Origin of the sequence: Burkholderia sp. MSh2, assembly GCF_000731655.1 — a bacterium.
Taxonomy (GTDB): domain Bacteria; phylum Pseudomonadota; class Gammaproteobacteria; order Burkholderiales; family Burkholderiaceae; genus Burkholderia; species Burkholderia paludis.
The window spans coordinates 36,389-57,039 of sequence record NZ_JPGM01000040.1 but is presented as its reverse complement, the minus strand read 5'-3'; the positions used below and the strand labels follow the sequence as shown (position 1 = coordinate 57,039).

General features: G+C 70.0%; 19 protein-coding genes. 10 read left to right on the top strand and 9 right to left on the bottom strand.

The features are described from left to right. Nucleotides 1-64: 64 nt before the first annotated feature. From GQ57_RS24585 to GQ57_RS24575, 3 genes are all read left to right on the top strand, one after another. Complete coding sequence (locus tag GQ57_RS24585) at nucleotides 65-1,414, top strand: NCS2 family permease (RefSeq protein WP_034199289.1); 1,350 nt, start codon at nucleotides 65-67, stop codon at nucleotides 1,412-1,414. A 47-nt stretch (nucleotides 1,415-1,461) separates the two neighbouring features. Then, nucleotides 1,462-2,562: an adenosine deaminase gene (gene add / locus GQ57_RS24580; RefSeq protein ID WP_034199288.1), complete on the top strand. Its 1,101-nt coding sequence runs from the start codon at nucleotides 1,462-1,464 to the stop codon at nucleotides 2,560-2,562. Nucleotides 2,563-2,750: 188 nt separating this feature from the next. Further along, nucleotides 2,751-4,631, top strand: coding sequence for a WG repeat-containing protein (locus GQ57_RS24575; protein WP_034199287.1), 1,881 nt, complete (start codon nucleotides 2,751-2,753; stop codon nucleotides 4,629-4,631). 99 nt (nucleotides 4,632-4,730) lie between these two features. Here GQ57_RS24575 and pdxR read toward each other — a convergent pair whose 3' ends face one another. Next, nucleotides 4,731-6,233, bottom strand: a complete 1,503-nt coding sequence (gene pdxR / locus GQ57_RS24570) for a MocR-like pyridoxine biosynthesis transcription factor PdxR (protein ID WP_034199286.1) — start codon at nucleotides 6,231-6,233, stop codon at nucleotides 4,731-4,733. Nucleotides 6,234-6,355: 122 nt separating this feature from the next. On the opposite strand from pdxR, the gene GQ57_RS24565 reads away from it, so the two are divergent. After that, the gene (locus tag GQ57_RS24565; RefSeq protein WP_031401624.1) at nucleotides 6,356-6,994 is read left to right on the top strand and encodes an FMN-binding negative transcriptional regulator; all 639 of its coding nucleotides are present in this window, start codon (nucleotides 6,356-6,358) and stop codon (nucleotides 6,992-6,994) included. Nucleotides 6,995-7,028: 34 nt separating this feature from the next. Here the strand turns inward: GQ57_RS24565 and GQ57_RS24560 are convergent, their stop codons facing one another. Next, complete coding sequence (locus GQ57_RS24560) at nucleotides 7,029-7,610, bottom strand: thioredoxin family protein (RefSeq protein ID WP_031401625.1); 582 nt, start codon at nucleotides 7,608-7,610, stop codon at nucleotides 7,029-7,031. 226 nt (nucleotides 7,611-7,836) lie between these two features. Between GQ57_RS24560 and GQ57_RS24555 the strand changes: the two genes are divergently transcribed. Both GQ57_RS24555 and GQ57_RS24550 read left to right on the top strand, forming a co-directional pair. Continuing rightward, nucleotides 7,837-8,577 carry a response regulator gene (locus GQ57_RS24555; protein WP_031401626.1) on the top strand — a complete coding sequence of 247 codons (741 nt, stop codon included), beginning with the start codon at nucleotides 7,837-7,839 and terminating at the stop codon, nucleotides 8,575-8,577. Further along, nucleotides 8,574-9,896, top strand: coding sequence for an ATP-binding protein (locus GQ57_RS24550; RefSeq protein ID WP_031401627.1), 1,323 nt, complete (start codon nucleotides 8,574-8,576; stop codon nucleotides 9,894-9,896). Before GQ57_RS24555 ends, GQ57_RS24550 begins: the two co-directional genes overlap by 4 nt. 131 nt (nucleotides 9,897-10,027) lie before the next feature. Here GQ57_RS24550 and GQ57_RS24545 read toward each other — a convergent pair whose 3' ends face one another. From GQ57_RS24545 to GQ57_RS24535, 3 genes are all read right to left on the bottom strand, one after another. Beyond that, nucleotides 10,028-10,639 carry an alpha/beta fold hydrolase gene (locus GQ57_RS24545; protein WP_034199311.1) on the bottom strand — a complete coding sequence of 204 codons (612 nt, stop codon included), beginning with the start codon at nucleotides 10,637-10,639 and terminating at the stop codon, nucleotides 10,028-10,030. 259 nt (nucleotides 10,640-10,898) lie between these two features. Beyond that, on the bottom strand, nucleotides 10,899-11,435 hold the full coding sequence (locus GQ57_RS24540) for a GNAT family N-acetyltransferase (RefSeq protein ID WP_034199285.1): 537 nt from the start codon (nucleotides 11,433-11,435) through the stop codon (nucleotides 10,899-10,901). Between the two features lie 12 nt (nucleotides 11,436-11,447). Beyond that, nucleotides 11,448-11,696 carry a hypothetical protein gene (locus GQ57_RS24535; RefSeq protein ID WP_031401630.1) on the bottom strand — a complete coding sequence of 83 codons (249 nt, stop codon included), beginning with the start codon at nucleotides 11,694-11,696 and terminating at the stop codon, nucleotides 11,448-11,450. Between the two features lie 314 nt (nucleotides 11,697-12,010). Between GQ57_RS24535 and GQ57_RS24530 the strand changes: the two genes are divergently transcribed. The 3 genes from GQ57_RS24530 to GQ57_RS24525 all read left to right on the top strand — a co-directional run bounded on the left by GQ57_RS24530 (nucleotide 12,011) and on the right by GQ57_RS24525 (nucleotide 15,715). Further along, nucleotides 12,011-13,204 (top strand): porin, encoded by a 1,194-nt coding sequence (locus tag GQ57_RS24530; RefSeq protein ID WP_034199284.1) that lies wholly within the window; start codon nucleotides 12,011-12,013, stop codon nucleotides 13,202-13,204. Nucleotides 13,205-13,513: 309 nt separating this feature from the next. Next, entirely contained in the window at nucleotides 13,514-13,651 is a 138-nt protein-coding gene (locus GQ57_RS43125) for a hypothetical protein (protein WP_160257555.1), read from the top strand. A 141-nt stretch (nucleotides 13,652-13,792) separates the two neighbouring features. Continuing rightward, nucleotides 13,793-15,715 carry an SMP-30/gluconolactonase/LRE family protein gene (locus tag GQ57_RS24525; RefSeq protein ID WP_034199283.1) on the top strand — a complete coding sequence of 641 codons (1,923 nt, stop codon included), beginning with the start codon at nucleotides 13,793-13,795 and terminating at the stop codon, nucleotides 15,713-15,715. Between the two features lie 39 nt (nucleotides 15,716-15,754). Here GQ57_RS24525 and GQ57_RS24520 read toward each other — a convergent pair whose 3' ends face one another. The 4 genes from GQ57_RS24520 to tetH are packed head-to-tail and all read right to left on the bottom strand — an operon-like array spanning nucleotide 15,755 to nucleotide 19,278. Continuing rightward, nucleotides 15,755-16,693 carry a c-type cytochrome gene (locus GQ57_RS24520; protein ID WP_034199282.1) on the bottom strand — a complete coding sequence of 313 codons (939 nt, stop codon included), beginning with the start codon at nucleotides 16,691-16,693 and terminating at the stop codon, nucleotides 15,755-15,757. Further along, a complete protein-coding gene (locus tag GQ57_RS24515; RefSeq protein ID WP_034199281.1) occupies nucleotides 16,690-17,376 on the bottom strand; it encodes a c-type cytochrome in 687 nt (228 codons plus the stop codon). Before GQ57_RS24515 ends, GQ57_RS24520 begins: the two co-directional genes overlap by 4 nt. 46 nt (nucleotides 17,377-17,422) lie before the next feature. Continuing rightward, on the bottom strand, nucleotides 17,423-18,478 hold the full coding sequence (locus GQ57_RS24510; RefSeq protein ID WP_034199310.1) for a molybdate ABC transporter substrate-binding protein: 1,056 nt from the start codon (nucleotides 18,476-18,478) through the stop codon (nucleotides 17,423-17,425). Nucleotides 18,479-18,486: 8 nt separating this feature from the next. Continuing rightward, nucleotides 18,487-19,278, bottom strand: a complete 792-nt coding sequence (gene tetH, locus GQ57_RS24505; RefSeq protein WP_034199280.1) for a thiosulfate dehydrogenase — start codon at nucleotides 19,276-19,278, stop codon at nucleotides 18,487-18,489. A 472-nt stretch (nucleotides 19,279-19,750) separates the two neighbouring features. On the opposite strand from tetH, the gene GQ57_RS24500 reads away from it, so the two are divergent. Continuing rightward, nucleotides 19,751-20,626, top strand: a complete 876-nt coding sequence (locus GQ57_RS24500; RefSeq protein WP_031401637.1) for a LysR family transcriptional regulator — start codon at nucleotides 19,751-19,753, stop codon at nucleotides 20,624-20,626. Nucleotides 20,627-20,651: the final 25 nt, after the last annotated feature.

The window sequence follows — 20,651 nt, the reverse complement described above, 5'->3', positions numbered from 1 at the left end:
GCAGTATAAGACCGCGCCGGGCGAACCGACACAGGACAATATTCGGAATCACGGGAGAACCACCATGTCAGCGACTGACACGATGCCGGCGCGCACGCCGGCCAACTGGCTCGAACGCCGCTTCGCGCTCGCGGCGCGCGGCACGAGCGTGCGCACCGAGACGATCGCGGGCGTCACGTCGTTTCTCGCGGCCGCGTACCTGCTCGTCGTGATCCCGTCGCTGCTCGCGACGGGCGGCATGGAGCGCGGCGCGGCGACGACGGCGACGATCGTCGTATTCGTGCTGTTCACCACGCTGATGGGGCTCTACGCGAACCTGCCGTTCCTCGTCGGCCCCGGCATCGGCGGCTCGGTGATCATCGGCGTGACGCTCGCGACCACCGAGCACGTCGGCTGGCAGACGGGCCTCGGGATCGCGTGCGTGTCGGGCGTGCTGTTTTTCCTGCTGACGATCCTCGGCGCGCGCGGCGTGGTGATGAAGCTGATCCCGGTGCAGATCAAGCTCGGGCTCGGCGCGTCGATCGGCCTGTTCGTCACGATGCTCGGGCTGCGTAACGCGGGGATGGTCGTCGCGAACGCGAAGACCAACGCATTCGCGCTCGGCGATTTCTCGCGGCCGGGCGCGCTCGTCGCGCTGATCGGCCTCGCGGTCGCGATCGTGCTGCAGGCGCGCAAGGTGCCCGGCGCGATCCTGATCGCGATTCTGGCCGCGGCGGCGGCCGGGGTGCCGCTCGGCGTCACGCACCTGCCCGCGTCGTTCGTGTCGCTGCCGCACAGCATCGCGCCGATCGCGTTCAAGCTCGACATCGGCAGCGCGCTGAGCCTCGCGGCTGCTCCGTACCTGTTCGCGTTCTTCGCGGCGGAATTCTTCTCGACGCTCGGCACCGCGCTCGCGGTCGGCGCGAAGGCGAACCTGCTCGACGAACAAGGCAACCTGCCGAACATCAACCGGCCGTTCCTCGTCGATTCGCTCGCCGCCACGATCGGGCCGGTGTTCGGCATCCCCGCGCTGACCGCGCTGATCGAATCGGCGGCGGGCGTCGAGGCCGGCGGCCGCAGCGGGCTGTCGTCGCTGGCCGCGGCCGTGCTGTTCGCCGCGATGCTGCTGTTCGTGCCGGTCGCGCTCGCGATCCCGAAGGAGGCCACCGCGCCGGCGCTGATCCTGATCGGGCTGTCGATGTTCGCGACGATCCGCCACACGCATTTCGACGATTTCACCGATGCGCTGCCCGTGATGTCGATGGTGCTGCTCACGCTGATGTCGAACAGCTTCGGCACCGGCATCGCGGGCGGGCTGCTGTGCTACGTGCTCGTCAAGCTGCTCGCCGGCCGCTGGCGGGACGTGTCGTGGGGGCTCGTCGTGCTCGCGATGCCGCTCGGCTATTACTTCTGGACCGTCGTGAAGCCGCACTGAGAGACGGCTTGCGCGACGCATCGGCACCACCGCAACAAGAGACTGACATGAACGGAACACCAGGGAACGTCCCGACCGCGCGCACGGGCATCGAGATCACGCCCGCGCATCGCGCCTTCTTCCACGCGCTGCCGAAGGTCGAGCTGCATTGCCACCTGCTCGGCGCGGTGCGTCACGAAACGTTCGTCGCGCTCGCGGCGCGCAGCGGCGCGCCGATCGAGCGCGCGGAAATCGACGCGTTTTACGCGCGCGGCGAAAAGCCGGTGGGCGTGCTGCACGTGCTGCGCGCGCTCGACAAGTATCTGCTCACGCGGCCCGACGACCTGCGGCGGATCGCGTACGAGTATCTGGAGGACGCGGCCGCGCACCACGTCCGGCACGCGGAATTCTTCTGGAACCCGACGGGCACGGTGCGCGTGTCGGGCATCGCGTATGCGGACGCGCAGGCCGCGATCGTGACGGCGATCCGCGACGCCGCGCGCGACTTCGGGATCGGTGCGCGCCTGATCCCGAGCATCGACCGCGAGCAGGACCCGGACGAGGCGGTCGCGATCGTCGAGTGGATGAAGGCGCATCGCGCGGACGAAGTCGCGGGGCTCGGGATTGACTATCGCGAGAACGACCGGCCGCCGGAGTTGTTCTGGAAGGCGTACCGCAATGCGCGCGCGGCGGGATTTCGCACGACCGCGCACGCGGGCGAGTTCGGGATGCCGTGGCGCAACGTCGAGACGGCGGTCGATCTGCTTCAGGTCGATCGCGTCGACCACGGTTATACGATCGTCGACAACCCCGAACTGTGCGCGCGCTACGCGGAACGCGGGATCGTCTTCACCGTCGTGCCGACGAATTCGTACTACCTTCGCACGCTCCCGCCGGAGCAATGGGCGGAACTGCATCCGATGCGCAAGATGCCGGGCCTCGGCCTGAAGATCCATCCGAACACCGACGATCCGACGCTGCACAAGGTGAACCCGTCGGAGGCGTGGGAGCTGATGTTCGGCCATTTCGGCTTCACCGTTGCCGAGCTGAAGCAGTTCATGCTGAACGGGATCGACGGCGCGTGGGTGGACGACGCGACGAAGGCCGCGTGGCGCGCGGCGTGGGCGCCGGAATTCGACACGCTGGCCGCCGCGCTCGCGGCGGGCTGAGCGCCGGGCGGGTGCCGGCCGGCCGGGGATCGGCCCGCCGGCGGCCCGAGCGGGCGCCCTGCCGGTCGGGTGTCGTGTGGCACGGTTCGCGTGCGTTCGCTATATTGGCGCCCGGTTGCGCGCGAATCGGCATGTATCGGCACGAATCGGCGCGAGACGACACGACAACGACGAGGGCGACCCTTCCGATGGGCAATCGAGCATGGCTCTATCTCCAGGCCGGTGACGGCGACGACGCGCGGACGATCGAGTTCGCGGAATCCAACAATCACTTTCCGCTGCTGTGGCGGCTGCTGCTCGCCGACGGCGGCGCGGGCGAAGCGATCACGGATCAGCGCGTGTTCGGCGATGCCGGCACGCCGAATCTCGCCAGCGATGCGCGTGCGGCGCTGGCGCGCATCGACCGGCTGGCGTCGTTCGTCGTCGCGCATCCTCTGCCCGGCGACGATCCGGCGCTTGCGCGGCAGTTCGATGCGCTGGTGCGCCATCTCGGCGAAACGATCGACGCGCTCGGCGAGGCGCACGGCGCGCCGCGGATTTCCGCGAATCTCGACGAATTGTCGTGGCTCGACGGCAATCCGGACGACTACATCGACCGGGAGCGCGTGACCTGCACGCGCCTGTGGTGGCGGGTCGCCAACTGCATGGACTTTCGCGACGTGCGCGGCGTGCGCGATGCGCTCGAGATCGACGCGCGGCCGGACTGGGGCGACTGGGCGTGGGGGTTCGGTTTCGGTTGCCTGTCGCATCACTATTTCGCGCGCCAGGAGCCGCCGCGCGGCGTGACGTTCGCCGGGATGTTCGATCCCGCCGAGGTGCAGGGCAACTGGCTCGACCACGACACGTTCAGCTTTCGCGGGCGCAACGGCCTGTGGGGCGTGCGGCGCGAAAGCGACGATGCGTGGGAGGTGATCGTGCCGCCGGAATGGACGGGCCTGTGGCGCAGCGGCGCGCGCGATCATCTCGTGCTGTGGGCGGCGCGCGACGGCCGGGTCGGTTTGCTGTCCGCCGGCGTTGCCGGGGGGCAGGTCTTGCGCGAGCCCGCGTTCGACGAGGTGTGGGACTTCACGGACGACATCGCGTGCGTGCGCGTCGGCGAGCGATTCGGGTTCGTGCGCCCGGACGGCACGTGGATGCTCGAACCGGTGCTCGACAACGTCGGCGAGTTCTCCGACGGGCTGGTGTCCGCGAGCGTGGACGAGCGCTGGGGCTTCGTCGACACGAACGGCGCGTGGGTGATTCCGCCGCGCTTCGACGATACGCACGAGTTCGTGGACGGCAAGGCCGTGGCGGTGCGCGAGGGCGAGCACTGGGGGCTGGCCGGCCGCGACGGGCAATGGCTGGCGCGGCCCGAATGGACGTCGCTCGAATGGTCGTCCGAATGCGGTGCGTTTCTCGCGGAGCGGGGCGGGCACACGGGCCTCGTCGATCTGAAGGGCCGGACGGTCGTCGCGCCGCGTTACGCGGAAATCGCGAAGCTGATCGACGGCGGGCGGACGGAGGACGTGGCCGAACCCGGCGCGATCCGCCACATCGTGCGGCGCGGCGACGGGCGCTGCGCGATCGTCGACGGGCTGGACCGCGTGCTGACGCCGTTCGACTTCCTGAACATGGGCGCGCTGTCCTGGTTGCCGGACGACGCGGCGGTGCCGCGCGAGCTGTTCACGCGCTATGCGGTCGGCGTCGAGTCGGCCGAGCCGGTGCGGTTCGCGATCTGCGATCTGGAGGCGGGCGCAACGATTTCGCTGGGGCGATGCGACGACGTGGCCGGCCTGTTCTTCGGTAACGGTTACGGCTGGCTGGCCGGCGTGGAGTGCGACGGCGGCGACATGCGCGCGGGCGTGTTCCGTGCGGACGGCACCGTGCTGCATCCGGCCCGATACACGAGGATCGGCGACGACGCGCTGTTCGACGGCAACGCCGCGCGCACGTTTCTGATGCCCTGGCATGTCCGCCGCGCCGCGATCGCGCAACGCTGGCGCAACGGCGAACCGGTCGCGGCGATGCGCGACGACGGCGTGTCGGTCTGGCTGTACGCGGACGGGCGCGCGACGACGACGCGCGGCTGAAGCCGGCCACCGGCCCGCATGCCGGCGCGGTCGGCGCGCGCGCCGGCAACGCGGGGCCGCGAATCGCGGCCGGCCGGGCGTCGCGCGAGGGCTGCCCGATCAGCGCGGCGCGACGCCGGCGGCCGTGGCGACCACGTCCGCGAGCCGCTGCGCGGCCGCTTCCATCTGTGCGCGGCCGAACCCGCCGAAGCCGAGCACGAGCCCCGGGCGGGCGGTGCCCGGCGCGAACATCGGCGACACCGCGCGCACCGCGACGCCGGCTTGCGCCGCGCGCGCGACCACGTCGAGATCGTCGATCCCTTCCGCGAGCCACAGCACGACGTGCATTCCCTGGTCGCCCGGTTGCACCCACGCGCGTTCGCGCGGCAGCCGCGCGCCGAGCGTGTCGATCAGATGCGCGCGCTGCTCCGCATACACGCCGCGCACGCGGCGGATGTGGCGGTCGAGATGGCCTTCCGCGATGAACGCGGCCAGCACGTGCTGATCGGCGGTCGGTACATGGCGATCCATCAGCGCGCGTGCGCCGCAGAATGCCGGCACGAGATCGTCGGGCGCGATCACGTAGCCGAGCCGCAGCGACGGAAACAGGATCTTGCTGAAGGTGCCGAGATAGATCACGCGATCGGGATCGAGGCCTTGCAGCGACGGGAACGGATGGCCTTCGTAGCGCAGCTCGCTGTCGTAGTCGTCCTCGACGATCCACGCGCGATGCGTGCGCGCCCACGCGAGCAGCGCGTTGCGCCGCGCCATGCTCAGCGGCATGCCGAGCGGGTACTGGTGCGACGGCGTGACGAACGCGGCGCGCGCATCCGGCGCGACGCGCACGCCTGCATCGACGTCGAGACCGTCGGCGTCGACCGGCACGCGCACCATCGCATCGGGTCGCCCGGTGCTTTCGAGCAGCGCGGTGATGCCGCGATAGGCCGGATTCTCGACCCAGGCCCGATCGTGTTCGCCGAGCAGGATCCGGCTCGCGAGATGCAGCCCCTGCTGCGTGCCGCTCGTGATCACGACCTGGCCGGCATGGCAGCGCACCGAGCGCGACCGGCGCACGTAGTCGGCGATCGCCTCGCGCAGCGGCAACGCGCCTTGCGGATCGGCATAGCCGGACGGCGCGCCCGCGCCGCGCGCGCGCAGGCGGTTGCCGAGCCGGCGCCAGATGTCGTCGGGCGCGGTGAGGCCGATCGGCACCGAGATCGCGAACGGCATCGCCGGCAGCGGGCGGAACTCGTCGGCGATCCGCGCGAAGGTGGCGGCCGGCTCGGGCAGCCCGGAGGGCGCCGGCCGGCGCCGGGCGGGTGGCACGAGCGCGTCGGCGGGCGGCGGCTCCGCGAGCGCGTGGGCGACCCGCGTGCCCGCGCCGCCGCGCGATTCGAGAAAGCCCTCGGCGATCAGTTGCGCGTACGCATCGACGACGGTGCCGCGCGCCACCTGCAGCGCCGCCGCCAGCAGCCGTGTGGACGGCAGCGTGTCGCCCGGGCGGACGTCGCCGCGGCGCACGGCGTCGCGCAGCGCCTGCGCGAGCTGGCGGCTCAGGTCGCCCGCCGAGCGATCGAGCGCGCCGAGCGACGGGATGTCGACGTTGCGGGCCGTTCTTGCCATGATTCTGGTCTGCTCAAATTGTTCCAAACCGGTTCTACAGCATAAACCAGTTTGCGGTCACAATCGGCGGATGACGGGCCGGCGCCCGTTCCCGTTCAACCCAGCACGACCATGGAGCCGACATGTACGTCCCCGCCGAATTCAACGAGCCCAACCCCGACGTGCTGCACGACCTGATCGTGCAGCACCCGTTCGGCAGCCTGATCACGCACGGCAGGAACGGACTCGACGCGATTCACATCCCGTTCGAACTGGTACGCGTCGACGGCGGGCTCGGCGAACTGCATGCGCACGTCTCGCGCGCGAATCCGGTCTGGCAGGAGGTCGCGAACGGCGACGAGGTACTCGTGATCTTTCGTGGGGGCGACGCCTATATCTCGCCGACCTGGTATCCGAGCAAGCACGTCGCGCACCGGCAGGTGCCGACGTGGAACTACGTGGTCGTGCATGCGCACGGGCGCATCACGGTGCGCGACGACGAGAAGTTCGTGCGCGGCGTGGTCGCGCGGCTGACGCGCACGCACGAAGCGTCGCAGCCGGCGCCGTGGAAGATGGGCGACGCGCCGAAGGACTATCTCGACATGATGGTGCAGTCGATCGTCGGGCTGCAGATCGAGATCACGCGGTTCGTCGGCAAGCGCAAGCTCGGGCAGAACAAGGACGAGGCGGATATCCGCGGCGCGGGCGACGCGCTGGTCGCGAACGGCAACCTCGCGATCGGGGAAGCGATGATCGAGGCGGCGGACGCGAAGCGCACGTGAGCGCCCGGAGCGGGCGGGCCCGCGCGCCGGCGCGTCACTGCGCGTGCGGTGCGCCCTTCGCACCGTCTCCCGCCTGCGCGAGCGCTTCGCGAATCGCGGCCTCGGTCGTGTCGTACCCGCCTTCGCCGTAGCGCGTATAGACGACCTTGCCGTGCGCGTCGATCAGGTACAGCGCGGGCCAGTACTGGTTGCCGTACGCGCGCCACGTGTCGTAGCGGTTGTCCTGCGCGACCGGATACCGGATGCCGAAGCGCCGGATCGCGTCGGCGACGTTGCCCGCGTCGCGTTCGAACGGATATTCGGGCGTATGCACGCCGACCACGACGAGCCCCTGGTCGCGATACTTCCGGTCCCATTCCTTCACGTACGGAATCGTATGAATGCAGTTGATGCACGAGTACGTCCAGAAATCGACGAGCACGACCTTGCCGCGCAACTGGCCGAGCGTGAGCGGCGCGCTGTTGTGCCAGCGATCGATGCCCGCGAAATCGGGCGCCGCCGTACCGGCCTGCGAGGCCGGCATGCCGGCGTCGTCGCGGGTGCCGGCGAAGGCGGCGAGCCCGGCCATGGCGGCGAGGGCGATGACGAGGGCGGCGGTCTTGAGGCGGGTCGGCATGGCGTTCTCCTGAGCGGGAGGCCGCCGCGCGGAGGCGGCGGCCGGACGGGTTTCGACAGGCCCCATTAGGCGGCGCGGACGTATCTGCGATGTGTCCGGCCGGCCGCGCGTGTGCAACGTTGTGTGTCGTCATGGCGGCGCGATACATTGGGATACAAACGCGGGCCCGCCGTGCGGTATAAAAGCGGGCATCGCCTGCCCGGCCACCTCGAACCCGACACGACCCATGGACAAGATCGATCACGTGCTGATCGTCGACGACGATCGCGCGATCCGCGAACTGATCGCGGACTATCTGGAGAAGAACGGCATGCGCGTGTCGCTGGCCGCGAACGGCCGCGAGATGCGCAACGCGCTGGACGACGGTGCGCCGGACCTGATCGTGCTCGACCTGATGCTGCCGGGCGAGGACGGCCTCGCGCTGTGCCGCGACCTGCGCGCGGGCCGGTTCCGCACGGTGCCGGTGCTGATGCTGACCGCGCGCGGCGAGGAAACCGACCGCATCATCGGCCTCGAGATGGGCGCGGACGACTACCTGGCCAAGCCGTTCGCGGTGCGCGAACTGCTGGCGCGAATCCGCTCGGTGCTGCGCCGCGCGCGCATGCTGCCGCCCGGCATGCAGGTGACGGAAACGGCCGCGATGCTCGCGTTCGGCGAATGGCGGCTCGACACGACCGGGCGCCACCTGCTCGACGCCGAAGGCACGCTGGTCGCGCTGAGCGGCGCCGAATACCGGCTGCTGCGCGTGTTCCTCGACCACCCGCAACGCGTGCTGACCCGCGACCAGTTGCTCAACCTTACGCAGGGGCGGCAGTCCGACCCGTTCGACCGCTCGATCGACCTGCTGGTGAGCCGGCTGCGCCAGCGCCTGCGCGACGGCGCGCGCGAGCCGCGCTACATCAAGACGCTGCGCAACGAGGGCTACGTGTTCTCGTCGGCCGTGACCGCCGTCGACGGTACGCCATGAGCGCGCGTATGCCGTGGCGCTGGCCGCGCTCGCTGTTCGCGCGGCTCGCGCTGATCCTGTGCGTGGGCCTCGCGCTCGCGCAGACGCTGTCGTTCTGGCTCACCGTGACCGAGCGCGACCAGGCGACCACCAACCTGATGATGGGCTACATCGAGCGCGAGGTGGCAAGCTCGGTCGCGCTGCTCGACCATCTGCCGCCCGCCGAGCGGGCGGCCTGGCTGCCGCGCCTCGCGCGGCGCAGCTATGCGTTCATCCTCGGGCCCGGCGAGACCGGCACGCCGCCGGAAGCGCGGCTGTCGGCGCGCGTCGAGCGGTCGATCTCGGACGGCATCGGCGGCGACTACCCGCTGACCGCGAACGCGATCCCCGGCGACCGCGAGCATCTGCAGGTGCATCTGCGCCTGACCGACGGCTCGCCGCTGACGATCGACATCCATCCGATGTCGACGGTGCCGCTGTCGGGCTGGCTGCCGGTCGTGCTCGCGGTGCAGCTCGCGGTGCTGGCCGCGTGCTGCTGGCTCGCGGTGCGGCTCGCGACCCGGCCGCTCAAGCAGCTCGCGCAGGCCGCCGACGCGCTCGGCCCCGACCTGAAGGGCGAGCGCCTGAACGAAGGCGGGCCGTCGGAGGTCGCGCGCGCCGCGCGTGCGTTCAACGCGATGCAGGACCGCATCGCGCAGTACATGACCGAACGCATGCAGATCCTCGCATCGATTTCGCACGACCTGCAGACGCCGATCACGCGGATGCGCTTGCGCGTCGACGTGATGGACGACGACGCGCAAGGCGCGAAGCTGCGCCAGGATCTGCTGGAGATGGAGCATCTGGTGAAGGAGGGCGTCGCGTACGCGCGGACGCTGCACGGCACCGAGGAGGCCGCGCGCCGCATCGATCTCGATGCGCTGCTCGACAGCATCGTGTGCGACTACACGGATGCGGGGCAGGACGTCGCGCTGCACAGCCGCGCGCCGCTCGCGCTCGTCACGCGGCCGAAGGCGCTGCGCCGCATCGTCGGCAACCTCGTCGACAACGCGCTGAAGTTCGCGGGCGCCGCCGAAATCGACGTGCAGGCCGCGCCGGACGGCGGCGCGGTGATCGCGGTGCTCGACCGTGGGCCCGGCATTCCGGACGATCAGCTCGACGCGGTGTTCGAGCCGTTCCGGCGCGTGGAAACGTCGCGCAACCGCGAGACGGGCGGCACCGGGCTCGGCCTCGCGATCGCGCGGCAACTCGCGCTTGCGATGGGCGGCACGCTCGTGCTGAGCAACCGGGCGGACGGCGGCGGGCTGGAGGCGCGGCTCACGCTGCGCAATGCGGGGTGACGAGGGACGGCGTGTGAGCCGCGCGGTGTCCGGGGCGCGACGAAACCAAAACCGAAGCTGACGTCGAAGTCGAAGCGAAGCCGAAGCCGAAGCCGAAGCCGAAGCCGAAGCCTATACCGATGCGTGCGACGTCACACGCGCTGCAGATGCGCATCGACGAGCGGCGCGAGCGTCTGCGCATGCACGGCCGCGAGATCGTGCCGGCCGCCTGGCACGACATGCAGCTGCGCGTCGGGCAAGCGTTCGAGCAGGCGCCGGCCGGCCGCGACGGGGCTGATCGGGTCGTCGTCGCCCCACAGCAGCAGGGTCGGTTGCGCGAGGCGGCCGATGTCCCGCGACAGGTCGGCGCGGAACGTCAGGAACCAGTCGGGAAGCTGCGGGTTGGCTTCCGCGAAACCGGTGCGCCAGTCCTGCGCGCCGAGCCCTTCCATGTCGAGTCCGCCGGACGTGACCGTCAGCACGAGGTGCGTGATCAGGCCGGGTTTGTCGAGCGCCGCGCGCATCGCGATCACGCCGCCCATCGATTGCGCGATCACGGCGGTTGGCCGGTCGATCGTCGCCAGCACGTGACGCACGAGGCCGTCGAAATCGTCGACGGACGGATCGCGCGGCGTGTCGCCGAAGCCCGGGTAGCCGACGATCCGGCGTTCGGCCGGATGCGTCAGGCGGCTGGCGAGCGGTTGCCAGAAGGCGGTGCTGCCCGAGGCGCCGGGCAGGAAGAGCAGTTGCGACGGTACAGGCATGGCGCGGTTTTCCAGGAAACGAAGCGGGGTGGAGGGAGAATGCGCGGGCGTCAGCACCGGCCGGTGCGCAGCGCGACGCTCCAGCCGTCGCGGCCGCGCGACGCGGCGGTGGACGCCGTCGAGCACCGCGTCGAGCTTGCCGTGGATGTCGGAGCGCGCGGCAATCTTCATGGCGGCCGTCGGGCCAGGGAACGGCGATTGTCGCCAATTCGGCGCGGGCCGTCCAATGGCGGGCGAGGGCGGGGCCGCAGGCTGCGCGTCAGTCGGTCGCGAGGCGCGCGTACATCGCGAAATCGCCCGGCGTGCCGCGCACCATCTTGTACGCGCGCAACAACCCTTCGTAGCGGTAGCCGCACTTCTGCAGCACGCGCGCGGAGCCCGCGTTGCCGGTCAGCACGACGGCCTGCATGCGTATGAAGCCGCCGTCCGCGAATGCCCACGCGGTGACGGCCTCGCACAGTGCGCTCGCGATCCCACGCCCCCAGTGCGACGGTGCGAGATCGTACGCGATCTCCGCCGAGCGGTTCACGGTGGATACGGTATGCAGGCCGATCGTCCCGACGAGCGCGCCCGATGCGTCGTCGATCACGGCGAGACGACGGACCGAATCGGGGGCGACCGATTCGATGGCGTCGAACAGCGGAAGTAGATCGTCGGGCGAGCGCAGGTTCCAGCTCGTGTGGCGGAAGACGTCGGGGTTCGTCAGATACGCGTACCACGCGTCGAGGTCGGCGCGTTCGAGCTGGCGGAGTGTCAGGCCCGGTACGCCGGAGCGGGGCGGTGCGGCGATTCTCATCGGCGCGGCCCCCTACGCGGCTTGACGCCGGTACGGCGCCGGAGAACCGGTCGGCGCGAGCCGCAGCGTGCCGTCCGTGCGGTCGAGGCACGGCACGCCGGCGCGCTTCGGCGGTTGCGCCGCGTGTGCGCCGGGCAGCGCGCGGCCGGACCGCATTGCGCCCGCGAAGCCGCGGGCCGCGCGGCGCACGCCGCAGCGCGAGCCGCCGGCCGGGCCGGCGGGCGCGATGCCGGCGAAGTGCAGCGGGGTCGTTTCGTGCATGAAGTCACTCCCGATGGATGCGTTCGACGATCGGCGGGGCGCAGCGCCACGCGCGGCATACAGGCACGGCGCATCGCGTACACGGCGCTCCCGTTCGACTATCTCAATTCTGGCAAGAAACTGTTTTCATTGTCTCGCTTTCGAATGGAACCGGTTCCATTTACCATGGCGGCCGCAGCGGGCATGCCCGCCGCGTCGTCGCGCGCGGCCGGCGCCGGCCTCGCACCGCCGGCGAATCTCGTCGCCCGCGCGCGTCACCACTACTCGCAACAGCCAGCCAGAACAACGGGTTCGACGCCCGGAGACACACAATCATGAACAAGCAACTGATCGCAGCCCCGCTGCTGCTCTCGTTCGCGGGCATCGCGTCCGCGCAAAGCTCCGTGACGCTGTACGGCGTCGTCGACGCAGGCGTGACCTATCGCAGCAACGAACGGGTCGGCTCGGCGGGCGCGTACACCGGCCATTCGGACGTCGCGCTGACGACCGGCAACCTGACCGGCAGCCGCTGGGGCATCAAGGGTAAAGAGGATCTCGGCGGCGGGATGCGCGCGCTGTTCGTTCTCGAGAACGGCTTCGACATCACGAACGGCACGTCGGGCCAGGGCGGCCGCCAGTTTGGCCGCCAGGCGTTCTTCGGCGTCGGCAGCGACCGTTACGGCACGGTCACGCTCGGTCGCCAGTACACGTCGCTCGACGACTTCGTGAGCCCGGTCGGCCCGTCGTCGTTCATCGGCGGGTTCGGCGCGCACCCGGGCGATATCGACGATCTCGACCAGACCGCGCGCGTCGACAGCTCGATCAAGTTCACCAGCGCGAACTACTCGGGCTTCACGTTCGGTGCGCTGTACGGCTTCGGCAGCCAGCCGGGCAGCATGAAGCAGCGCAACACGTGGAGCGTCGGCGCGGCGTACGCGGCAGGCCCGCTGCGGTTCGGCGTCGGCTACGAGCGCGCGGACAACAGCAAGACCGGCGCGACCGACCCGACGACGGGCAAGTGGCAGGGCACCGACGACGGCCTGTTCAACTCGTCGATCAACGAGGGCTACGCGAGTGCGCAGTCGCAGCAGATCGTCTCGACCGGCGCGACGTACGACTTCGGCGCGGCCGTCGTCGGCGTGAACTACAGCAACGTGCAGTACCGCAGCGGCGGCCAGTCGCTGTTCACCGGCCGCGCGACGTTCAACGTCGCGGGCGTGTTCACGCGCTGGAACGTGCGGCCGCAGACGCAATTGTTCGCGGGCTACAGCTACACGCGCGGCAGCGATGTCGACGGCATCGACGACCGCGCGCAATACCACAACGTGACGCTCGGCGCAGTCTATGATCTGTCGCGGCGCACCAGCGTGTACCTGCTCGGCGCGTACCAGCATGCGTCGGGCATGACGCTCGATGCGCTCGGCCACCCGGTGGCCGCGACCGCGTCGGTGTCCGACAAGGCGAACGGTCACTCGTCCGATTCGCGGTCGCAGGCGATCGTCAGCGTCGGCCTGCGCCAGAAGTTCTGACGCCTGTCCCGACGCGGCACGATCGTTGCGGGCGCAACGGTGTCGGCAGCCGATACGGGCTGCGCGGCACGCTTGCGCCCGCGACGTCGCCGATGCGCCGTCGGAATCCGTCGACGACCGGAGCGGCCCGGTGTTCGACGTCATTGTCCGAATGACCGCGGCCGCGTGCCGGCATGGCCGGCGCGCGGCGTTCCCGCCTTTCCCTTTCCCCCATTCCTGCTGCCGCGCCGGATCGCGTCATGGCGATTGAGCCGCGCATTATTTTTTCTCTTTCATTTCAATTTCGATTTGTAATCATCGGAACCGTTTTTGTGGAATGAAAAAGGCAATACGGTCGCTTCAGGAAAAATGACGCATTTGCGTGCGTGTGGTGCGGAAGAAAATGCCGGTGAAACCTACCGGAACGGTGCGCCCGGCAAGCCGCGGCGGCGCATCGAGCGGGACTGACCGTCTCTGGCGGAGTGGCGCGGCGGACAAAAAATGTGCCGAACAATTCGGGGAACGGGCAATGCGTATCGGCCTGAATCATCCATATTTAATGTGCTGCGATTTACAGTATCGGCAAACGATCGTCCGGGAGCACTATTCATGTCGATGAAACGGATTCGCGCGGTGTTGCTCGGAACGTGCATGGCGATGCTGACGCCTGCGAGCCACGCGCAGGTGGGGTACTCGACCGACTGGCTCGCGAACACGTACGGCACGCTGGCCGCGCATGTCGGCAACGCCGCGCGCTCGATGTGGGTCGCGCCCGAGGGCGTGGTCTACACGGCATCGCGCTGGGACGAGAACGCGGGCGGCGTCGCGCTTTACCGGAACGGCCAGACGATGGGCACGATCGGCATTCACGACGAATTCCAGGGCGGCGCGATTACCGGCAACGCGACGTCGATCTTCGTCGCGCTCGGCTACAACCGCACCTTCGGCAGCGGCTCGGTCGGCCGTTACGACCGCACGACGAACCGGCGCGACCTGCGCATCCCGGTCAGCACGTGGACGGGCCTCCCGAACCCGGACGTGATCACCGGCCTCGCGACGGCCGGCAACCTGCTGTATGCGAGCGATTTCTACGGCAACCGCGTGCGCGTCTACACGACGGACGGCGTCTGGCAGCGCGACATCGGCGTGACCGGGCCCGGCGCGCTGGCGCTCGATGCGGCGGGCAACCTGTGGGTGGCGCGCATGAGCGCGGGCGTGGTCGTGCAGTACAGCCCGACCGGCACGTTGATGAACACGATCCAGGTGGCGGCCGGCGCGCGGCCGTCGGCGCTGTATTTCGATGCGTCGATGGGGCAGTTGATGGTGGGCGACCAGGGCCCGGACATGAACATCAAGATCTACCGTCTCGCCGGGGGGCCGCAGCAGATCGGCACGTTCGGCGTGCAGGGCGGCTATCTCGACACGACGACGGGCATCAAGGGGCAGGTCGGCGACAAGCGCTTCACGCGCGTGGTCGGCATCGGCAAGGATTCCGGCGGCAACCTGTACGTGCTCGACAACGCGTGGGGCGGGGGCTGGGATCTCGGACGCAACGGCAGCACCGACCTCCACGCGTACGGCCCGACGGGTGCGCTGCAATGGAAGCTGCAGGCGCTGAACTTCGAGGCGATCGCCGCGCCCGACCCGTCGACGGACGGCGCGTTCTTCTACAGCGGCAACAACGTGTATACGGGCTCGGCGGGCGGCACGTTCGTCGCGAACACGATCGATCCGTTCACGTACCCGAAGGACCCGCGCCTCGACATGAACGACTACCAGCGCGGCCAGCACTTCGGCCAGCTCGTGACGATCGGCGGCAACCGGATTCTCGTCGCGTCGGGCCAGAACCCCGGCAACTTCAACTTCTACTACTTCACCCCCGCGAGCGGCTACATCGCGAATCCGGCCGGCTCGCTGCCGGGCAAGCCGTTCAACACGACGCTGCAGGTCACCGCGGGCTTCGCGATCGACGGCAACGGCGACGTCTGGGCCGGGCTGAACGGAACCGACGCGATTACCCGTTACCCGATGACGGGCTTCGACGCGACCGGCAGGCCGTCATGGGGCAAGCCGTCGACGACCGCCGTGCCGGGCACCGTGGCGCCGGTCACGCGCATCGTCTACCAGTCGGACAGCGACACGATGATCCTCGCGCAGGGGCTTGCGGGCAACTGGGACTGGACGGCGATGAACGGGCACATTGAGGTCTATCACGGCTGGAAAGGCGGCAACACCGGCGCGCCGAACCCGGTGATCGACCTGACGAGCGCGAACCCGAAATCGATCGCGGCGGCCGGCCGCTACCTGTTCGTCGGCTACGTGCACACCGTGCCGAACGTCGACGTGTTCGATCTCGACACCGGCGCCCTCGTCGCGACGCTGACCAACTCGAACGCGTCGGCGATGGACGTCGGCAACGACGTCGACTCGATGTACGGGATCCGCGCGTACCTGCGCTCGACCGGCGAATACGTGATCACGAAGGACAACTACAACGGCACGAGCATGATCGTGTATCGCTGGCGGCCGTGAGCGCCCGGGCCGCGCCGCGCCGGCCGCTCGGACGCGGCGTCAGGGCGCGCCGAGCACATGTCCGTTCACACTGCGCCCGTACATCGAATCGGGCGCGTCGTGGAATTTCGCACGCGTGTCCTGTACCGAGCCCGTGAAGCGCGGGTCCTGCGGACGCTCGTGGCTGTCCATGAAGGTCGCGACGTCCCACGCCTCCTGATCGGTCAGCGTGCCGCCGAGCCCGAGCGGCATGTTGGCCTTGATGAAGCTGGCCGCGTTGCGGATGTCGCCCATTCCCGCGCCCCAGTTGAACGAGCGCGCGCCCCACAGCGCCGGGAAGACCGCGTGGCCGCCGCTCGACTGCCCCTGGCCGTCCGCGCCGTGGCACAGCGCGCAGTGCTGCGTGTAGACCGCGGCGCCGCGCGCATAGTCGGCCTGCCGTGCGGGCGGCGGCAGTTTCGGGAAACCCTGCCCCGGCAGCTTCGCGCCGACCGGCGCGCCTGTCGCGAGCCAGTACGAATAGGTTTCCAGCGCGACAAGGATCGGGTCGCCGGCCGGCGGCGCCTTGCCGTTCATGCTGTAGCGGAAGCACCCCTGCAGGCGCTCCGCGAACGTGTTCACGTGGCCGTTCTTGTTGCGGTACGCCGGATACAGCAGGTACGCGGCCCACATCGGGCTCGAGTCGGGCCGGCGGCCCGCGTCGAGGTGGCAGCTCGCGCAGGTCAGCTTGTTGCCGACGTACTTGCCCGCGAACTCGGGCGTGTGCAGGAAGATCTGCTCGCCGAGTTTCACGGCCTTGCCGAACGCGTCGGCGGGGATCGCGGATTCGGCGGGCGGCGCGAACGGTTTCGTCGCCGCCACCGTGGCGGTGGTCGCGGCGGGCGTGGAGGCGGCGGCCGGAGCGTCCTGCGGCGCGGCCGCGAAGGCGAGCGCGGGTAGCCAGGCCGCGCCGAGCAGCGTCGCGCGGGCGGTGCGGATCAGCGTCGTGCGGTCGATCATCGCTTGTCTCCCTGGGCGGCGCCGCCGCGCGCATAGTAGGCCGCCACCGCGTCGATGTCGGCGTCGGACAGCTTGCCGGCGATCATCGGCATCAACGCCATGGGCCCGGGCGGGCGCAGGCCGTGTTTCCAGCCGTGCAACTGGCCGGCGAGGTACGCGGCCGGCTGCCCCGCGAGCGGCGGAAACGCGGCGCCCACGCCGAGGCCGCCTGGGCCATGGCACTGCGCGCACGCGGGCAGCCCCTGCGACCAGCGTCCGCGCGTCGCGAGCCACGCGCCGGTGTTCGCCGGATCGATCGACGCGCCGTCGGGCGTCGGGACGCCGGCCGGTGCGGGCAGGCTCGCGAAGTACGCGGATACCGCGTCGCGTTCGCGCGGCGACAGCTGTTTCGAGAGCGGTTGCATGACGGGGCTCTGGCGGCTGCCGTCCGCGAACGCGGCGAGCTGCGCGGACAGATACGCGGCGTGGATGCCCGCGAGGCGCGGGAAGCCGGCCGCCGCGTTGCCTTCGCCATGACTGCCGTGGCAGCCGATGCAGGCGGCGACGCCCGTGGCCGTGCCCTGCGTCGCGATCGTCCTGCCGGGCGTCGCGTCGTCCGCGTGCGCGCGGCCGGCCAGCAGCGCGGCCGCGGCGAGCAGCAGCGGCGCGAACCGGCGTCGCGGTATGTCGACCGTATCGTTCATGTGTCCCCTCCTTGTCGTCTGGCGCGCGTGCGGCGGCCGTCAGCCGTCAGCCCGCGGCGGGCCGGTCCTGCCCGGGCGCGAGGTGCGACGGCGGCGCCGCCGCATCGTATCGGCCGAAGCCGTAGCGCTGGAAGATCCGGAACGCGTCCGGCGACCGGATGAACGCGAGCCACGCGCGTGCGGCTTCCGGGTGCGGGGCGTCCTTCACCATCGCCCCCGCATAGATCGCCGTCGTATTCTGCTCGGCCGGAATGTCGATGTGCATCAGCGGATGCCCGACCTGTTCCTGGAACGCCGCCTCGGACTGCCACAGCACGCCGGCGTCCGCGCGCCCCTGCATCAGGAACAGCGCGGTTTCCCGATGGTGGATGTGCGTGAGCTCGGTCGTGCCGGCGCGCACCTTGTCGTCGTAGACGGTGCGCGCGAGCGCGTCGCCGCCGGCCTTCACGAGCGATGCGCGGATCTGCCGCGCGACGCCTTCGAAGGCCGGATTCGGCATCGCGAGCTTCACGTCGGGCCGCGCGAGATCGTTCAGCGACGCGATGTGCTTCGGGTTGCCGGCGCGCACCATGATCGCGAGCTGGTTCGTCACGTACGGCACGGCCGGGCCTTCGAGCGTGCCGTCCGCGATCAGCCCGTCGATCTTGCCGAGCCCCGCGAAATACGCGTCGGGCCTGACCGTCCACGTCATGTTGCCGACGGTGATCGTGCCGCCCGCGTGGATCTGCGTCACGAGCAGGCCGGGCGGAATCGTTTCCCAGTAGATGCGGCCGCGGTACTCGGGATGATCTTCCTCGAACTTCGCGACGAGCGGCGCCATCGCGAAGAAGTAGTTGCCGCCGACGAACAGCACCAGCTTCGGCGCGGTGAGGTCGCCGTGGAAATCGGCGAGCACGTCGACCTGCGGCACCGTGAATTCGAGGCCGCGCCGTGTCGCGTCGTTGTTGCGGCCGTCCTGCCACGGCGGAAAGACGGTTGCGGCGGTGTCCGCGGGCGCGGCGAGCGGCAGCGCCGATGCGCAGCACAGCCACGCGGCCAGCACGGCGCGCAGCGCGCGGCGCGGGCTGCGCGGTGTCGAAGGGGGCGTCTGGATCGATGTCATCGCGGGGCTCATTTGGCGTACGTGAAACCGGCCAGCTGCAGCTCGGGCAGCGTACCGACCGCACCCGGCGTGACGATTGCCGACGGAATCACGTGGTTGGTCAGGTCGGCGGCGAGCGCGTCGAGCGGCAGCTTGTCGGGGTTCGCGTTCGCACCGTCGAGCCGGTCCGCGAGCTCCCAGATCGCGTTGTGGCACGACAGGAACACGACACCGCGCTGCTGCAGCGCGGCAATGCTGTTGTCGTGCAGCGAGAACGCGCCGTCGGGCGACTCGTGATCCTGCGCGCCGTTCGATTGCGCGGGCTTCGCGTCGAGCAGCGTGTTGGCCGGGAACGCGGCGCCGGCGAATTTCGCGAGGCCGTATTTGTCCCACGCGGCCTGGTCGAACAGCGCGAGGTGCGCGCTGCCGTGCGTCGCCGACACGACGAGGAAATCCGGATGGCCGTACGACCAGATCTGCGCGTTCAGCGAATTGCGCATCAGGTTCAGCCACGGGCCGCCGAGATCGGTGTTGTCCCACGCCTGCTTCGGCCCGCCGCGATAACCGATCACTTCGGCCAGCGCCGCGTGATCCCACTGATCGGGGCGCTCGAGGATCATCGGCACCGTCTTGAAATCGCGCCGTCGCGGCGCGGCCGCGAGGCGGCGCGTGAGGTCGGCGAGGCGGGTCGCGCCGCCGGGCAGCAGCGCGCCGGTTTCGGGGGCGGCGGCATGAGCCTGGCGCGTGGCCGCGAGCAATGCGGTGCCGGCCGCGAGGCCGAGTGTCTTGAGCGCGCCTCGGCGCGCCTGCCGGTCGGACATGGGGTATCTCCCGGAATCGTTTTTGTGGGGCGTGCCGCGGTGCCGTGCGGCGTAGCCAGTCTAGAGGCATCCCGGTGACAGCGGAAATCGCGATAGCGGATGGGAGGTATTCGGGGGTCCGATGATTGAGGCGACGGCCGCGGGAGGGATGTGTGTATTGTTGCTTCGTCGCTTCGTCGCTTCGTCGCTTCGTTGCTTCGTCGTGTCGGCTGGCGACCGGACGGCTTCCGGCTGGCGTCGCCGGGTTCCCCCGGCGGTTGCCGTGCGCGACGCATTCAGTCGCCGAACCGTCGCGACGTTGTGGCGAGCCGATGTGCGTTGGCTCGGGACGCGGCGGACGAGTCGCATCGGGAAGTCGCGGGAGATCCAATTGATTCGGATGCCTGATCGTATGGTCGGAATGGTCGATGCCCGGCTTGTATAATCGGTCCCGGACGAAGCAACAGGGCTTTGTCGAGAGAGAGCGTTATTCATGAATTGGGACGATGCACGGGTCTTTTTGGCGGTTCATCGCGCGGGGACGCTGCGCGAGGCCGCGGTCGTTCTCGATGTCGATCAGGCGACGGTGGGGCGGCGGCTGACCGCACTGGAGAAGGCGCTGGGTGCGAAGCTGTTTCTGAAGACGTCGTCGGGCTATGCGCTGACGCAGATCGGCGAGCATTCGCTGCGCGCGGCGGAAGCGATGGAGCGGGCGGCGTGCGAGTTCGAGCGGGGCGCGCACGGTTCGGACGACCGGCTCGAAGGCGAGGTCCGGGTGACGACGACCGATTCGCTGGCGATGGATTTCGTCGTGCCGGCGATACGGGAGCTACGGCAGACATGCCCCGGGGTCCACGTGGTCCTGACGACCACCGTGCAGGTGCTCAACCTGACGCGGCGCGATGCGGATCTCGCGATCCGGACCGTGATGCCGGAGAACCCCGATCTCGTTCGCCGCAAACTGGCCGAATGGGACGTCGGGTTGTTCGCGAGTCGCGAGTATCTGGATGCGCGCGGCGCCCCCGAGATCGGGGCGGCTTTCGCGGGGCACGACCTGGTCGTCTATCAGCCTTCCGTCACGTCCAACCAGGGCCACACGCTGTGCGGCGAGCCGATGGAGGGCGGCCGCGTGGTCGCGCAAGTGAGTTCGAGCCTGATGCTGGCGACCGCGATCCGTTCGGGCATCGGCATCGGCGAGCTTCCGTCGTACATGGCGCACGACGACGATTCGCTGGTGCGGCTCTGGCCCGACCGGACGCGAGCCGCACCGTACCAGGTCTGGCTCGTCTCGCATACGGACCTGAACCGGACCGCGCGCGTGCGGGCGGTGACCGCCGCGATCGCGGCGTCGTTCGACCGTTATCGATAGCGGCCGGCCGTTCGCGGGCGCGAGG

Excerpts from the sequence above, each read along its gene's own strand:
- GQ57_RS24525 (WP_034199283.1), top strand. The coding sequence starts at position 13,793 with ATGTCGATGAAACGGATTCGCGCGGTGTTGCTCGGAACGTGCATGGCG.
- GQ57_RS24555 (WP_031401626.1), top strand. The coding sequence starts at position 7,837 with ATGGACAAGATCGATCACGTGCTGATCGTCGACGACGATCGCGCGATC.
- GQ57_RS24540 (WP_034199285.1), bottom strand. The coding sequence starts at position 11,435 with ATGAGAATCGCCGCACCGCCCCGCTCCGGCGTACCGGGCCTGACACTC.
- tetH (WP_034199280.1), bottom strand. The coding sequence starts at position 19,278 with ATGTCCGACCGGCAGGCGCGCCGAGGCGCGCTCAAGACACTCGGCCTC.
- add (WP_034199288.1), top strand. The coding sequence starts at position 1,462 with ATGAACGGAACACCAGGGAACGTCCCGACCGCGCGCACGGGCATCGAG.
- GQ57_RS24565 (WP_031401624.1), top strand. The coding sequence starts at position 6,356 with ATGTACGTCCCCGCCGAATTCAACGAGCCCAACCCCGACGTGCTGCAC.
- GQ57_RS24545 (WP_034199311.1), bottom strand. The coding sequence starts at position 10,639 with ATGCCTGTACCGTCGCAACTGCTCTTCCTGCCCGGCGCCTCGGGCAGC.
- GQ57_RS24520 (WP_034199282.1), bottom strand. The coding sequence starts at position 16,693 with ATGATCGACCGCACGACGCTGATCCGCACCGCCCGCGCGACGCTGCTC.
- GQ57_RS24560 (WP_031401625.1), bottom strand. The coding sequence starts at position 7,610 with ATGCCGACCCGCCTCAAGACCGCCGCCCTCGTCATCGCCCTCGCCGCC.
- GQ57_RS24510 (WP_034199310.1), bottom strand. The coding sequence starts at position 18,478 with ATGACATCGATCCAGACGCCCCCTTCGACACCGCGCAGCCCGCGCCGC.
- GQ57_RS24500 (WP_031401637.1), top strand. The coding sequence starts at position 19,751 with ATGAATTGGGACGATGCACGGGTCTTTTTGGCGGTTCATCGCGCGGGG.
- GQ57_RS24530 (WP_034199284.1), top strand. The coding sequence starts at position 12,011 with ATGAACAAGCAACTGATCGCAGCCCCGCTGCTGCTCTCGTTCGCGGGC.
- GQ57_RS24535 (WP_031401630.1), bottom strand. The coding sequence starts at position 11,696 with ATGCACGAAACGACCCCGCTGCACTTCGCCGGCATCGCGCCCGCCGGC.
- GQ57_RS24515 (WP_034199281.1), bottom strand. The coding sequence starts at position 17,376 with ATGAACGATACGGTCGACATACCGCGACGCCGGTTCGCGCCGCTGCTG.
- GQ57_RS24575 (WP_034199287.1), top strand. The coding sequence starts at position 2,751 with ATGGGCAATCGAGCATGGCTCTATCTCCAGGCCGGTGACGGCGACGAC.
- GQ57_RS24550 (WP_031401627.1), top strand. The coding sequence starts at position 8,574 with ATGAGCGCGCGTATGCCGTGGCGCTGGCCGCGCTCGCTGTTCGCGCGG.
- pdxR (WP_034199286.1), bottom strand. The coding sequence starts at position 6,233 with ATGGCAAGAACGGCCCGCAACGTCGACATCCCGTCGCTCGGCGCGCTC.
- GQ57_RS24585 (WP_034199289.1), top strand. The coding sequence starts at position 65 with ATGTCAGCGACTGACACGATGCCGGCGCGCACGCCGGCCAACTGGCTC.